Origin of the sequence: Pseudomonas sp. S4_EA_1b (assembly GCF_016307435.1) — a bacterium.
GTDB classification, from domain to species: Bacteria; Pseudomonadota; Gammaproteobacteria; order Pseudomonadales; family Pseudomonadaceae; genus Aquipseudomonas; species Aquipseudomonas rhodesiae.
Genome location: NZ_JAEILC010000062.1, coordinates 139,334 through 152,927 on the forward strand (window position 1 = coordinate 139,334; position 13,594 = coordinate 152,927).

The 13,594-nt window shown below is 61.2% G+C and carries 9 protein-coding genes and 1 pseudogene; 4 read left to right on the plus strand and 6 right to left on the minus strand.

Features of this window, described 5'->3' with window-relative positions; all coding sequences use genetic code 11:
- Positions 1 to 52: 52 nt before the first annotated feature.
- The 4 genes from YA0848_RS20395 to YA0848_RS20410 all read right to left on the minus strand — a co-directional run bounded on the left by YA0848_RS20395 (position 53) and on the right by YA0848_RS20410 (position 7,695).
- Complete coding sequence (locus YA0848_RS20395; protein ID WP_034098342.1) at positions 53 to 367, minus strand: SCP2 sterol-binding domain-containing protein; 315 nt, start codon at positions 365 to 367, stop codon at positions 53 to 55.
- A 56-nt stretch (positions 368 to 423) separates the two neighbouring features.
- On the minus strand, positions 424 to 1,134 hold the full coding sequence (locus tag YA0848_RS20400) for a histidine phosphatase family protein (protein ID WP_034098340.1): 711 nt from the start codon (positions 1,132 to 1,134) through the stop codon (positions 424 to 426).
- Positions 1,135 to 1,281: 147 nt separating this feature from the next.
- Positions 1,282 to 5,964, minus strand: a complete 4,683-nt coding sequence (locus tag YA0848_RS20405; RefSeq protein ID WP_169903124.1) for a hemagglutinin repeat-containing protein — start codon at positions 5,962 to 5,964, stop codon at positions 1,282 to 1,284.
- A 33-nt stretch (positions 5,965 to 5,997) separates the two neighbouring features.
- On the minus strand, positions 5,998 to 7,695 hold the full coding sequence (locus tag YA0848_RS20410; protein WP_232925146.1) for a ShlB/FhaC/HecB family hemolysin secretion/activation protein: 1,698 nt from the start codon (positions 7,693 to 7,695) through the stop codon (positions 5,998 to 6,000).
- 212 nt (positions 7,696 to 7,907) lie between these two features.
- Between YA0848_RS20410 and sohB the strand changes: the two genes are divergently transcribed.
- On the plus strand, positions 7,908 to 8,933 hold the full coding sequence (sohB, locus tag YA0848_RS20415) for a protease SohB (protein WP_034098338.1): 1,026 nt from the start codon (positions 7,908 to 7,910) through the stop codon (positions 8,931 to 8,933).
- Between the two features lie 584 nt (positions 8,934 to 9,517).
- Complete coding sequence (locus YA0848_RS20420) at positions 9,518 to 11,086, plus strand: TerC family protein (RefSeq protein ID WP_034113976.1); 1,569 nt, start codon at positions 9,518 to 9,520, stop codon at positions 11,084 to 11,086.
- A gap of 40 nt (positions 11,087 to 11,126) precedes the next feature.
- Here YA0848_RS20420 and YA0848_RS36440 read toward each other — a convergent pair.
- A pseudogene (locus tag YA0848_RS36440) lies at positions 11,127 to 11,396 on the minus strand (thioredoxin family protein); the annotation flags it as partial.
- A 75-nt stretch (positions 11,397 to 11,471) separates the two neighbouring features.
- Positions 11,472 to 11,720, minus strand: coding sequence for a hypothetical protein (locus YA0848_RS20430; protein WP_034113974.1), 249 nt, complete (start codon positions 11,718 to 11,720; stop codon positions 11,472 to 11,474).
- A 304-nt stretch (positions 11,721 to 12,024) separates the two neighbouring features.
- On the opposite strand from YA0848_RS20430, the gene YA0848_RS20435 reads away from it, so the two are divergent.
- Together YA0848_RS20435 and YA0848_RS20440 are read left to right on the plus strand one after the other, a co-directional pair.
- Positions 12,025 to 12,873, plus strand: coding sequence for a transporter substrate-binding domain-containing protein (locus YA0848_RS20435; protein ID WP_034098334.1), 849 nt, complete (start codon positions 12,025 to 12,027; stop codon positions 12,871 to 12,873).
- 52 nt (positions 12,874 to 12,925) lie between these two features.
- Positions 12,926 to 13,588, plus strand: a complete 663-nt coding sequence (locus YA0848_RS20440) for an amino acid ABC transporter permease (RefSeq protein ID WP_169903123.1) — start codon at positions 12,926 to 12,928, stop codon at positions 13,586 to 13,588.
- Positions 13,589 to 13,594: the final 6 nt, after the last annotated feature.

Consider the following 13,594-nt stretch of genomic DNA (forward strand, 5'->3'; position numbering starts at 1 on the left):
AGGTTGAACGAAAAATCCCGCCGGGGGGCGGGATTCTTTGAACATCGACTTATCAGGCCGGAAACAGTTCGCTCAGTTTCATCGCCAGCATCATGTCGCCTTCGGTGCGCAGCTTGCCGCCCATGAACGCCTGCATGCCGTCGGTGGTGCCGTCGACGATGCCTTCCAGCGTGTCGCTGTCCATCACCAGGGTGACTTGGGCGTCTGGGTTTTCGCCTTCTTTGAGTTCGCAGGTCTTGTCTTTGACCACCAGGGAGAAGTTCTTGGTGTCGTCGATGCGGAAACCGAACACCAGGTCCAAGCCTTCGGCAGCGCTTGGGTTGAATTTGGCTTTCATTGCTTCTACAGCTTTGGCTACGTCAGTCATGGTTTCGATCCTTAAGGGTGGAGTCCAGTGACCTTGGGGTCACGGTTGGCCGCGGTTCATCGGAAGGTGATGAGCTGCGGCGCCTTCAACAGTTGCAAGTGGGTATGGCTGTTGAAGGAAGCCAGGGCCACCTCGCGACCGCGGAATTTCAGCTGGTTGAGCGAGGTGTTCACAATCTGCCAGTTCAGCTCGAAGGCTTGGGCGGCAGGGATGCGGGTAATCAGGTGGAGCAGGGCGGTGATGGTGCCGCCGGAGGTGAACACGGCGATTTTGTGGGTGTTTTCGGCTGCTTCCAGCAGACGCTGCAGGCCGCCTTGGACGCGCTCGACAAACCCCAGCCAGCTTTCCAGCCCTGGTGGGTCGTAGGTGCCGGCCAGCCAGCGTTCGATGATCAGGGCGAAGATGCGTTGGAACTCGCCGCGGTTTTGTGCGGCATTGCGCAGAATGTCCAAAGCATCGGGCTCGCTGTCGAGCAGGTCGGGGAGCAGGGCGCGGATGATGGCGTCGGCATCGAATTCGTTGAAGGCGCTGTCGGTTTCCAGGGTGGGAGTCGGCAGGCCGAGGGTGCGGTATTGATCGAACGCGGCTGTGGCGGTGTGCTGCTGGCGGCGCAGGTCGCCGGCTATGCAGCGGTCGAACACCAGGCCCATGTCCGCCAGGTGGCGACCGAGCACTTGCGCTTGTTCCACGCCGATGGGGGACAGCACGTCATAGTCGTCTGCACCGAAGGAGGCCTGGCCATGTCGAATCAAATAGATGCTGCCCACGTCCGTTCACCCGGTACGTTGAAAGTCTGGCGAGGTTATGAGGATGCCGGGGAGCTGTCAATGGAAAAACATACGCTTGTTTTAAAAGCGTGTTGGAGCAACTGAGCAAGGCCCCTGTGCACAGGGGCCTGGATGTTTTTAACGCGCTTATTGATCGACTCCGCTGATCAGGTGTTGGCCTTGATCGTGGCCGCCGGTACGCAACAGGCCCAAGTTGAAATGCTCATCGCGCTGGCTTTGCGGGTCACGGGGGTTGTTGAACGCTGCGTAGAGCGCTGTGCCCAGTTGCTGGGGCGAGGTCGAGGCGTTGAGCGAGAAATCCGTGCGGGTGTCGCGGCCTTGGATGTCGCGGCCAGTAATCTTCGCCTCGCCCAGTGCCACGCGGCCATGGCTGGAGGCGATGCGCGCGCCGGTCAGGTCGACTGCGCCGCCCACATGCAGCGTTACCCCGTCGCCGCCGTTGATGCCGGACGCCTCGGCGACCGTGTTATTGCTGAACCAGCTGAAGTCCCCCAGCAGTGTGGGTGTGGTGTCGCGGTAAGCCGGATTTTGAAACAGCAGGTTCTTCAACGTGGATGACCCCGTGGCCGCGCCGGTACCGGCCTGGGTCGCGGGTGAGCCACCGACCTTGCTGATCAGCTTGTCCTTGAGCGTGCGCGCCTTGTCGGCCGTTTTTTCGTAAAGGTTCTTTCCGGCGGTCTTGAGCTTGCCCGACCATGGCCCGCCGGCCACGCTGAGCTTATCGACCGCGCCCGCCGGGTTCTTTTCCGTGGTCAATTGCGCGTCGACCTGCACCTTCAAGCCCTCCACCTGATCCTGACGGCTCTGCACCACCAAGTCGCCGTCGATTGTGCCGCTGACCTCGCGCGCCGTGACGGTGGCCCCCAGCAACTGCGTATCGCCGCGGCTGTCGAGTTGAATGCGATCGGCCCGCAGGCGGGTATTGTCGTGGGTCTGACTGCTGAGTTGGTCCACGCCACCCTTGGCGCGCGCGAACAGGCCGGAACCGTTATTGGCCGGGTCCGTACTGCGGGTGCCGCTCACACCCAGGCCGCCGGCGATAGTGCGGTTGTTGCGGTGCTCGTTGGAGACCGCAGACTCCAGCACCAAGTCGCCGCCGGTGGCCGCCAGCTCAAACGCCTGGGCCTGGCCCTGCACTCCTTGCAGGCGCACATGATCGGCCTGGATACGCACGATGCCCGCGCTATCGAGCGTGCCACCGCGCTGCAACACGCTGTGTTCGTCGATGTCAGCCAGGCTGAACTGGGCACCGGCGCTGCCGCTCTTGCTGCTGGATGTGTCAGCCTGGGTCGCTTTGGCACTGACGCGAGCCCCGCCGCCGATCCCGTCGCCATTGGCCGTGTGGGTATCGACCCCGGCCAGGAACTCAAAGCGGTTTCCGGCCGTGAGGCGAATATCGCCGCTGTTGGGCGTGCCGACTTTGGCGCCGTGCAGGGTCAGGTCCTGCCCGGCGTCGATTTCGATCACGCCGTCGGCGATCAAATCGGCACTGCGGCCTTGGGAGTCTTCGACGCTCAAGTCGGATTTATCCAACTGGAAGCCCGCGTTGGCTTTCTTGCTGGTGCCTGGGCTGCTGCCCAGTTCAACCCAGCCGAAACCGCTCAAGGTGCCTTCGCCGGAACCCTGCCAGTCGCGGGCTTGGTTGAAGGTCAGCGAACCGGCGGCCTGAATCTTCAAATCACCGCGTCCCGCGTCGAAGCGGCTGCCTTCGTAGCGGCCGTCGCTGCCCAACTGCACGCTGATGCCGCGTTTGCCCTCGATGCTGCCTGGCACTGCGGTACGGGTGGTGTTACCCAGGTCGAAACTGCCGCCCACGCCCAGAACCCGCGCATTCAGGTCGCGGCCGGTGGTGGTGTACAGCCTTAACGAAACGTCGGTGTCGGTGCCGTTGTCCTGTTGCCAACTGCTGTTCTCGGCTGCGTTGAAGGTATGGCTGTCGGCCTTGATCGACACGCCGCCCTCGGTGGCCGTGTAGCGTGTGCCTGTATCGGTCAATGCACCCTCGACCTGCACGTTGACGGTGGCGCCTTCGAAGGTGCTGACCACCGCTGTGGTGCCTCCGCTCTCGGCGCGGGTGTTCAGCACATTGACGGCCAGGTCGACTCCCAGGTTGGGTGGTTCAATCGCATCAAGCACCGAGGGTTGATAGAACTTGCTCTGATCCACCCCTTCGACCAGTTTCTGCACCGGGCGGGTGAGGTCTTTGTATTCGATGTTGCTGCCGATACTGGCGGTCCAGCCCTTGACCTGCTCGGTTTCGACGGTGCTGTTGGAGACCGCGCGGTTTTCCACGCTGCCGGCGCTGAGGGTGAGGTCTTTGTCAGCCTTGACCTGCGCGGCCTCGGTCAACAGCGTGCCCTGGCCCTTGTCGGCAACCAGATTCAGATCGCCGGCGCTGCTCAGATGGCTCGATTTGACGGTGGTGGAGGCGCTGCTTGTCATCACCTCTTCCTGGCCGACCTTGTAACCGCCGCCGGCTCGATCCATGCCGCCGGTGACAAAGTGGCCAAGGCCGAAGGTATCGGTTTCACTAACGCGCGTGGTGGTGTCGGCTTCGCTGAGCAGTTCGATGGCGTGGCCGGCGATGTTCAAATCGCCCTGGGTACTGCTCACGTCCGAGGCTTTGACCCGCACGGTATTTTCGGCAGTGATGTCCACCGTGGCGCCTTTGAGTTGGCTGCCTTTATGGGTGAGGCTGTCTTGGGTGGTGGTGTTGTGCTCCTGGCTATAGCCGACCCCGGCTTGAAATTGTTTCGAGCCCTTGATGCCGGGCGCCGCTTGTTTGGTCTCGGTGGTGGAAGAGGTGAACCCGTTGCGGGTGGTCTGCGTGACCGTGGTGTCGCGGCTCGTGCCCGCTAGCAAGTTGATATCGCCCGCGGCGGTCAGTTTCAACTCGGCCTTTGCTTCGACATCCGCGCCGATCACATTCAGATCACTGGCGCTTTGCAGGCGCAGATTGCTCTGGGACTTCACCTGGCTGCGCACCAGGTTGCTGGCGTTTTTCCGCTCGTCAGTCTGGTCCTTGAATAGGCCGAACAGTTTGCTGTCGGAGCGCGACTTTTCCGAGTGCACCAGGCTTTGGCTGCCGTCGATCGTCAGCGAGCCGCTGTTGCTGATCAATACCGCGTCCTGCTGCCCCAGCACCTGGCTGCCGGTAATCAGCACATCGTCGGAGGTGACCCGCAAGGTGCCCTGGGCACTGACGCGGCTGCCGATGGATTGGTCTTCGCTGCGGTTGTCCTTGTCGTTTTTGCCGAACACGGCGCCGGAGAGCAGGTCGCCTTCGTAGTTGTTCTGCGTGCGTTGCTGGGCGGCGCGCGTGACGCCGACATTGACCTGTTTGCCGGACTCGATCGTCAGGTCCCCCTGGCTCTGGACCTGACTGCCCAGCACCGTCAGGTTCTTGCCGCTGCGTACGCTCATCGCCGCGTTGCTTGACAGGCTGCTGGCGCGGGCGGTTTCGGTGGTGCGCGAGGTGTCGTAATCCCCACGCCATAGGCCCTTGCGGTGGTTGAGGGTTTCGCGGGTGGTCTGGGAGTCGTTCAAAGCGCTAAGGCGCAGGTCTCTGCCGGCCGTGGCGTGCAGGTTGCGACCGGCGCTGGCGCTGGAGGCCGACAATTGCAGATCGCCACCGGCCTTGAGCGTCAGATCGGTGCGTGCCTTGAGCTGGGTGCCGACGTGTTCGACGTCGATCTGGGTGGTGGTCTTGTCGTAGGTTTCGGTAGTGATGAACAACACCTTCTTTTTCCAGGACTCTTGCTGTTGGCTCTGGCTTTTGCGGGTTTTGGCCTCAAGGCGCAGATGGCGTCCGGCGCTGGCGTCGATGGCGCGACCCTGCACCTCAACCGCCGATAGTGTCAGATCGTTGTGGGCGGCGAGGGCGACGTCGCCGTTGGTGCTGCTGATGCGGGTGCGCACCGGCTCAGGGTTGCCGGAGATGGACAGGTTGCCGGCCGACGTCACCTTGAGATTGCCGCGCGCTGTCAGCGGCGCGGCGATCTTGACCCCGGCGCCGTCGGCGGTGCTGATAATGTTGATGCGTCCGGCCTGCATGGCGCCCAACAGCTGCGCGTCGACCGGGCGGGCGCTTGCCCGGCCGCTGCTTTCGATGACGGCGTCGGCGTAACGCAGGCGATTCTGCCCGATCAAGACGTTGAGATCGTCCCGTGCGGTGAGCGTACCGTGGGTGCTGATGCGTGGAGCGATCAGGTCGAGGGCGCCGGCGCTGTTGCTAACGCCTCGCTCGCCCACATTGAGGGTATTGGCACCGTTGAAGGTGGTGAGGCGCTTGAGCTTGCCGTCCTCCAGTTCCGGGCTGCCCACTACAAAGCTGGCGCGCGGTGTATTGATAAAGCTGGCGCCGTTGACTGTGATGCCGTTGGGGTTGGCCAGCACGTAGTCGGCCGCGCGCCCGAACACTTCCTGCGGTCCGTTGATATGGGAGGCCTTGCGGCTGGTTACTTCGTTGAGGATCAAGCCGGCCGCCCGGCCGCTGAACTGCGGATTGGCCGGTAACTGCCCGGCCAGTTTCGAGCGTCCCGCCGCCACCGCGTTATTCAACACCAAACCTGCGCTTTGCACGTTGTAGTCCACGAATCGGTTGTGGGAAACCCCAGCCGGGTTGGGCGCGACGATGTTCAACACCGGTACATCCTTCACGGTGAAGCGCTGGGCATTGCCGCTCACCGGCACCACATCGGCGGCGAACGCCTGATGGCCATAGTGAATCGACAGCAGGCTGCAGATCACCCAACGCAGGGTATGGGAGGGTTTGAGATGAACCGATGGAAAACGGCAATGACTAGTCATGGTTTGACCTTCTTGTTGTTATTGGGGGAGGCGTTATAAGTGCAGGCTCAACTCCATCAGCCAGAAACCTCGTTCCTTGATCGGTAGCGCGGGGCCGAACAGCCCGTGCTGGTAATCCACGTCCACTTGCCAGGCGCGGTGGTTCAAGGCCAGACCAACGCTGGCCCCGCCTACACGTTGGATATCGGCGCCTTTGAGGTACTGGCTCCAGCCCAGGTCCACCCCCACGCGCGGGCTGATCTGCAACTGGCCCAGCAGGTGTCGGCGCAGGCTCAAGGTGTTGCGCCACACCGCGCCGTTGGCGGCGGCCAGCGCAGCGAGGCGGAAGCCGCGTACCGCGTAATGGTCGGTGATCAGCAACTGTTCCAGGCTCGGCAGTGGGTCGGGGCTGTATTGCAGTGCGAGTTGGCTGTTCCACACACCGTCGGCGGTAGGGTTGTGCCGCGTGTAATCGATGTCGACGCGGTATTTATGAAATTGCGCGCGGGGCAAGTCCCGGGATTCACGCCGGCTGTCGCGGTCGGCGCCCATGCCGTCGAGGCCCTGGGCATAGCTGACATTGGCGTTCCAGATGCCGTCCGCCAGCTTCAACAGGTTGAGACTGGCCTCGGCCACCGTCAGGCTCGGGCTCTGGATCGCCAGGTAGGTATCGGCGATGTAGCTTTGCGAGCGTTTTGTGCTCAGGCGCAGGTTGCCATTGAGCAACGTGTGCTGATCGCGCCACAGCAGGCGGTTGAGGCCGATGCCGTATTGATGGACCTGGCCGTTGGCGCTGACGGTCTGGCTGGGCAGGGCGATGCCATAGCGGTATTGGGCCTGGCTGGCGCTCAAGGCCAGGGTCCAGAAACCGTAGGGCAAGGTGTAGTAGATACCCTGGGAACGGCTGTAGCGGTGGCTGTCGCCCAGGGAGGTACTGGCGCTGACACTGATGAAGTCATTCAGGCTCAGCGGGCTGTCGTACGCCAGATTGAGTAGCGCCGTGTGCCTTCCTGTCGCCTCGGTGCCACGGTTGTTGTAGCTCGCGCTGCTGCTCAGGCGCGGCGCAGTGGAGCGCGGGCGCAGCAACAGGTGCGAGGCCCCAGGTTGCTGGCCGGGGAGTACATCCACCGTCAGATCGACTGAGCGCAGGCGGTTCAACTGATCGAGGCCCTGTTCCAGCTCGCGCAGTTGCAGCGGCCGGCCCAGCATGTCGGGGAACGCGCCGCGCAACGACACCGGTAGGTCCGGATCCGCCAGTTCGATGCTTTCGAGGTAGCCTTCTTCGATGACGATGTCGAGGCGCTGGCCATCTTCTGGAGGCTGTTTCAGGTAGGGGCGACTGGTGATATAGGCGGCCTCGACGTACAGCGCGGTCAGTGCCGCCAACAATTGGTTGATAGGCGACGCGCCCATGCACGCGCTGAGGTGGGATTGCAGCACCGTGCGCAGGCGCGCCGGCTTGAGCAGGGTATTGCCCGTCAGGCGCAGGCCGCGTATCTGCCAGCACGGTTCGGTGGCGGACGACTGCGGGAGCGGGGCGGCGGGCTCCGATTGCACGGTGGCCTCACGCTCAAGCAGGCGCAGGCGCTGCTCGCGTTCCAGTTGCTCGCGGGTTCGACGCTCGAACTCTTGCGCACGCAGGTCGACCGGGTTGAGCTGTGCGGAGGCTGCCACGCCAGGGAGGCTGGCGCTCGACGCGATGCACAGCGCCATGAGCAGCCAGGCGCGGGTATCGAGGTGCTGGGGGCGCATCGGCGTCGCTCCTGTGTGGGTGTGTTCAACGCCGAGTTTAAAGTCGTTTTCTCTTGTATTTGCTGGGCTTCGGGTCTGAAAATGATGTGGGAATCGAACTACGCAAGTAGGACTTTGTCGCTATTTTTGTAGGATATTGGCCGGGTTAACAGTGTTAGACACGGTGGCGACAATCCCCGTAGACTGCGGCTTTCGAGCCTCATAGGTGTCTTATGGAGTTTCTTGCCGAGTACGCAAGTTTTCTAGCTAAAACCGTCACCCTGGTGGTCGCCATTCTGGTGGTGCTGATCAGCTTCGCGGCGCTGCGCAGCAAGGGGCGGCGCAAGTCCGCCGGTCAATTGCAGGTCAGCAAACTCAACGATTTTTACAAGGAGCTGCGCGAGCGCCTGGAGTCGACCCTGCTCGACAAGGATCAGCTAAAGGCCCAGCGAAAATCCGAGGGCAAGGCCGAAAAGAAGAAGGGCAAACAGAAAGCCGAGGCCAAGCCACGGGTGTTCGTGCTGGACTTTGACGGCGACATCAAGGCCTCGGCCACCGAGAGTCTGCGCCATGAAATCACCGCATTGCTCAGCCTGGCCACGCCCAAGGATGAGGTGGTGCTGCGCCTGGAAAGCGGCGGCGGCATGGTGCACAGCTATGGCCTGGCCTCGTCGCAACTGGCGCGTATCCGCCAGGCCGGCGTGCCGTTGACCGTGTGCATCGATAAGGTGGCGGCCAGCGGCGGCTACATGATGGCGTGCATTGGCGAGAAGATCATCAGCGCGCCCTTTGCCATCCTGGGTTCCATCGGTGTGGTGGCGCAGTTGCCCAACGTCAACCGCCTGCTGAAAAAGCACGATATCGACTTCGAAGTGCTCACCGCCGGCGAGTACAAGCGCACCCTCACGGTGTTTGGCGAAAATACCGAGAAGGGCCGGGAGAAATTCCAGGAAGACCTGGACATCACCCATCAACTCTTCAAGAACTTTGTTTCGCGTTATCGCCCGCAGTTGGCCATCGACGAAGTGGCGACCGGTGAGGTGTGGTTGGGTGTGGCCGCGCTGGATAAACAGTTGGTTGATGAGTTGCAGACCAGCGATGAATACCTGGCGACCAAGGCCAAGACGGCCGAGGTATTTCACCTGCACTATGCCGAGCGCAAGAGCTTGCAGGAGCGCGTTGGCCTGGCGGCCAGTGGTTCGGTGGACCGCGTGTTGTTGACGTGGTGGAGCCGGTTGACTCAGCAGCGCTTCTGGTAACACCAATGTGGGAGCGGTGGCTTGCTCCCGATAGCCGTAAGTATCTAAAGGCTGATGCAAAACGCCGTGGTGAGCAGGCTTGCCCTGCGCTGGGCTGCGAAGCAGCCCTCTCCAAAAAATAGGGTTTATCTGGCACACCGAGGCGCTTGGCCCGGGGGCGGCTTTGCAGCCAAGCGCGGGGCAAGCCTGCTCACCCCAAAGGCCGCATTTTTTCAGGTTTTGTTTTCATCGAAGGGCAAGTAGGTGCCTATGCCCCGATAGCGGTGTATCAATCAACCTATGCGAACTTGAAGAACGGCCATCGGGGTAAGCCCGCCTCTCACGGGGTTTACGCTTCGGGTACAGATTTTGTAATGGTTTTGCGTTGTGGGAAATTCATGTTTCGAATGTAGGATTTAAGTCCTTTTCTCATTGCAGGACTTGCATGAATACCCTCTCGGAGCCCCCCAGTCGTCTTTCCCCAAGACGTTTATTGCTGCCGTTCCCGCTGAAACATCCCGTTTTTCGATTGCTGATCTTGTGCCGGTCCTACGACCGCGCTTTGCCATGTCCGGCATTCTGAATTCAACCAAGAGACTTTATAAATGGAATGGTTAGCGGATCCAACGGCCTGGCTCGGCTTGTTGACCTTGATTGTGCTGGAACTGGTACTGGGTATCGACAACCTGGTGTTTATTGCGATCCTGGCGGACAAGCTGCCGCCGGAGCAGCGCGACCGAGCGCGGTTGATCGGTTTGTCCCTGGCCTTGCTGATGCGCCTGGGCCTGCTGGCGAGTATTTCCTGGCTGGTGACGCTGACCCAGCCGCTGTTCGAGGTGTTCGACAAGAGCTTCTCGGGCCGTGACTTGATCATGCTGTTCGGCGGCGTGTTCCTGCTGTTCAAGGCCACCATGGAATTGCATGAACGCCTTGAGGGTCACGTGGCGCAACGTTCGGGTACCGCGGCATATGCACTGTTCTGGCCGATTGTGGCGCAGATCGTCGTGCTCGATGCGGTGTTCTCCCTGGACGCGGTGATTACCGCCGTGGGCATGGTGGACGAACTGGCGGTGATGATGATCGCGGTGATCATTTCCATCGGGTTGATGATTGTCGCGAGCAAGCCGTTGACTCGCTTCGTCAACGCCCACCCTACGGTGATCATGCTGTGTCTGGGCTTCCTGATGATGATCGGCTTTGCCCTGACCGCCGAAGGCCTGGGCTTCCATATTCCGAAGGGCTACCTGTATGCGGCCATTGGTTTCTCGATTTTGATCGAGGTGTTCAACCAGATTGCCCGTGCCCGTCGCAAGAAGTCGGCCCAAGGCGTGCTGCCGGTGCGTGAGCGCACTGCCCATGCGGTCATGCGCCTGTTGGGCGGACGCAGCCTGGCGGTGGAAGAGGTGGGTGAGGACGTGGCCGATCTGCTGGGCGAGCCCGATGCAGCGCAAGGCCCGCTGTTTGACCGCCGTGAGCGGGTGATGATCAGCGGCGTGCTGCAACTGGCCGAGCGACCGATCCGCAGCTTGATGACGCCGAGGGCCAAAGTCGACTTTATCGACCTGTCGGACGATCTCGATACGATTCGCCTGAAACTGATGCATTCGTCCTACTCGCGGCTGCCGTTGATCCGCAACGGTGCCGTTGATGAGCCATTAGGCTTCGTACACAAAAAGGAATTGCTCAAGGAATACCTGGCCGGTAACGAGCCGAACCTGGAGCACTTGGCACGCCGGGCGATCAACCTGTTGGACAGTTTTTCGATCCTCAATGCGCTGGAACAGATGCGCCAGGAGTCGACCCATATCGCCTTTGTGATCAACGAATTCGGTGATTTTATGGGGGTGCTGAGCATGACCGACATTCTTGAGTCCATCGCTGGCGAACTGCCGGACGCCAGCGAAATCGAAGGGCCGGATATTGTCGAGGAAGGCGCAGGCTTTCGCGCCAATGGCGCGCTGAACCTCCACCAGGTTCGCCAGCGCATCGGCTTCAACGCGGTCGCTACCGAGGATTACCAAACCTTGGCGGGACTGGTGATGAGCCTGCTCGATCGTCTACCCGTGGTGGGCGACTGCCTGGAGCATGAGGGTTGGCGTTTGACGGTGGTGGCGGTGGAGGAACGGCGGGTGACGCAGGTGTTTTTGCAACGTGGTGAGGGGCATAGCGTTTGAACGTGTCCTGCAATAGCTCTCGCCGCTTGTCCTCAGGCCCGAAATACTTGAGCGTTTCCATCATGGTTCCGCGTGAGTAGATCAGTAGCGTCGGGGTCCCCGTCACGAGGGGGTGCCTCGGCGTGTTGGCACAGTCGAGTACCAGGCTGCGAATCTGTGGGTATTGGGCTGCTGTCTCAACGAACAGAGGGCCGATACCCGCGCAAGCCGAGCAACGCTCGGACACAAACAGCATGAAGACCGGATGTGGCGTGCTCAGTAGCCGTTGGTATTCGTCGGCATCGGCGATGGTTGCAGTGGCATACGCCATGGCGATGATCCTCCTGGAAAGTGCTGGTTGTGCCCAACGCTAATCCGGGCTCGCCCTTGCGTCTACTGTCAACCTTTACAGGTCCTCCTCCCGTTCCGCGCGTTCCCGCGCCTTGCGTGCCTGGTTGGCGCACTTCCTGTATTCCTCGTTATCGCGAGAGGCCTTGGCGCGACGATAATCGTGATGGTTCTGACTGGTGTAATTGGCATCGAACGACTCCTTGAGTCTGGCCAACTCCTCCTTGCACGCGCGACGATCCTCGCTGCCCAACGCATTCCCGGCCACCAACGCAAAAAACACCAGACCTATAACGCTGACCTTCATCACCACCCCCTCAACCTCAGCCGGCCCACACCCTTCACAGCCTAGCCCTCCAGGCCCATTTTTCCACGCCCACCATCGCCCTCAATTGAGGCGTTCTCACCCAAACTGGGGCCCCGGGTAGCACTCATGCCGCAAATGCTGGCTCATCGCCGTATAACGCCGCAGAGCTATGTTACTGATCTGCATGGTATTTCCCTTCAGCGTATGTTTTCGCCTTCGCCTATGGCACACTTTCTGCTGTCTATTCCGTTGTTACATACTAGGTTCCGGTATAGCGGAATACACAACCTCTGGAGTGCTTGTCATGCATCACCGACCTTCCGTGTTCAAAGCGTGTGTTTTTCTCTTCGCCGCATCGGCTTCCCTCGCCACCGTTGCGCAGGCGGCGGGCAGCAAGCTCGATGATGTGCTCAAGCGTGGGCATCTGATCGTGGGTACAGGCAGTACCAATGCGCCGTGGCACTTCCAGGGAGCGGATGGCAAGTTGCAAGGGTTCGATATTGATATCGGTCGCATCGTGGCCAAAGGTCTGTTCAATGATCCGAGCAAGGTCGAGTTCGTGGTGCAATCGTCCGACGCGCGGATTCCCAACCTGCTGACCGACAAGGTCGACATGAGTTGCCAGTTCATCACCGTTACCGCCAGCCGCGCGCAGCAGGTGGCGTTTACCTTGCCTTACTACCGCGAGGGTGTGGGCCTGCTGCTGCCGAACAACAGCAAGTACAAGGAAATCGACGACCTGCAGGCCGCTGGCGATGGCGTTACCGTCGCCGTGCTGCAGAACGTGTATGCCGAAGAGTTGGTGCACCAGGCGCTGCCCAAGGCCAAGGTCGATCAATACGACAGCGTTGACCTGATGTACCAGGCCGTGAACTCCGGGCGCGCGGACGCCGCCGCCACCGACCAGTCCTCGGTCAAATACCTGATGGTGCAAAACCCCGGCCGCTACCGCAGCCCGGCCTACGCTTGGAGTCCGCAGACCTATGCTTGCGCGGTCAAACGCGGCGATCAGGACTGGCTGAACTTCGTCAACACGGCACTGCATGAAGCCATGACCGGTGTGGAATTCCCCACCTACAAAGCCTCCTTCAAGCAATGGTTCGGCGTGGACCTGCCGGAGCCGGCGATTGGCTTCCCTGTCGAGTTCAAGTGACGTGTGAAAACCGGGGCGCCGCCACCGGCGCCCCTCTCAGGTAGCGTTGACCATGAATTATCAGTTGAATTTTGCCGCCGTCTGGCGCGATTTCGACACCTTGCTGGCGGGGCTCGGGTTGGGTCTGCAACTGGCATTGCTGTCGATCGCCATCGGCTGCGTGATCGGCCTGCTGATGGCGTTTGCCATGCTGTCCAGGCACCGCGCCTTGCGCATCCTGGCGTCGGTGTACGTGACGGTGGTGCGTAATACACCGATTCTGGTGTTGATCCTGTTGATCTACTTTGCCTTGCCCAGCTTGGGCATTCGTCTGGACAAAATCCCTTCGTTCGTCATCACCTTGTCGCTTTACGCCGGGGCGTATCTGACCGAAGTGTTCCGTGCCGGGCTGTTGAATATTCCCAAGGGCTTGCGCGAAGCCGGCCTGGCCATCGGCCTGGGCGAGTGGCGCATCCGCGCCTACATCACCGTGCCCGTGATGCTGCGCAACGTGCTGCCGGCGCTGTCGAACAACTTTATCTCGCTGTTCAAGGACACCTCCCTGGCCGCCGCGATCGCCGTACCGGAACTGACCTATTACGCCCGCAAGATCAACGTCGAAAGCTACCGGGTGATTGAAACCTGGCTGGTCACGACCGCGCTCTACGTGGTCGCCTGTTACCTCATTGCCCTGTTGCTCCGTTACCTGGAACAACGTCTGGCGATCCGTCGTTAAGGAGGG

Excerpts from the sequence above, each read along its gene's own strand:
- YA0848_RS20420 (WP_034113976.1), top strand. The coding sequence starts at position 9,518 with ATGGAATGGTTAGCGGATCCAACGGCCTGGCTCGGCTTGTTGACCTTG.
- YA0848_RS20430 (WP_034113974.1), bottom strand. The coding sequence starts at position 11,720 with ATGAAGGTCAGCGTTATAGGTCTGGTGTTTTTTGCGTTGGTGGCCGGG.
- YA0848_RS20410 (WP_232925146.1), bottom strand. The coding sequence starts at position 7,695 with ATGCGCCCCCAGCACCTCGATACCCGCGCCTGGCTGCTCATGGCGCTG.
- YA0848_RS20405 (WP_169903124.1), bottom strand. The coding sequence starts at position 5,964 with ATGACTAGTCATTGCCGTTTTCCATCGGTTCATCTCAAACCCTCCCAT.
- YA0848_RS20435 (WP_034098334.1), top strand. The coding sequence starts at position 12,025 with ATGCATCACCGACCTTCCGTGTTCAAAGCGTGTGTTTTTCTCTTCGCC.
- YA0848_RS20440 (WP_169903123.1), top strand. The coding sequence starts at position 12,926 with ATGAATTATCAGTTGAATTTTGCCGCCGTCTGGCGCGATTTCGACACC.
- YA0848_RS20395 (WP_034098342.1), bottom strand. The coding sequence starts at position 367 with ATGACTGACGTAGCCAAAGCTGTAGAAGCAATGAAAGCCAAATTCAAC.
- sohB (WP_034098338.1), top strand. The coding sequence starts at position 7,908 with ATGGAGTTTCTTGCCGAGTACGCAAGTTTTCTAGCTAAAACCGTCACC.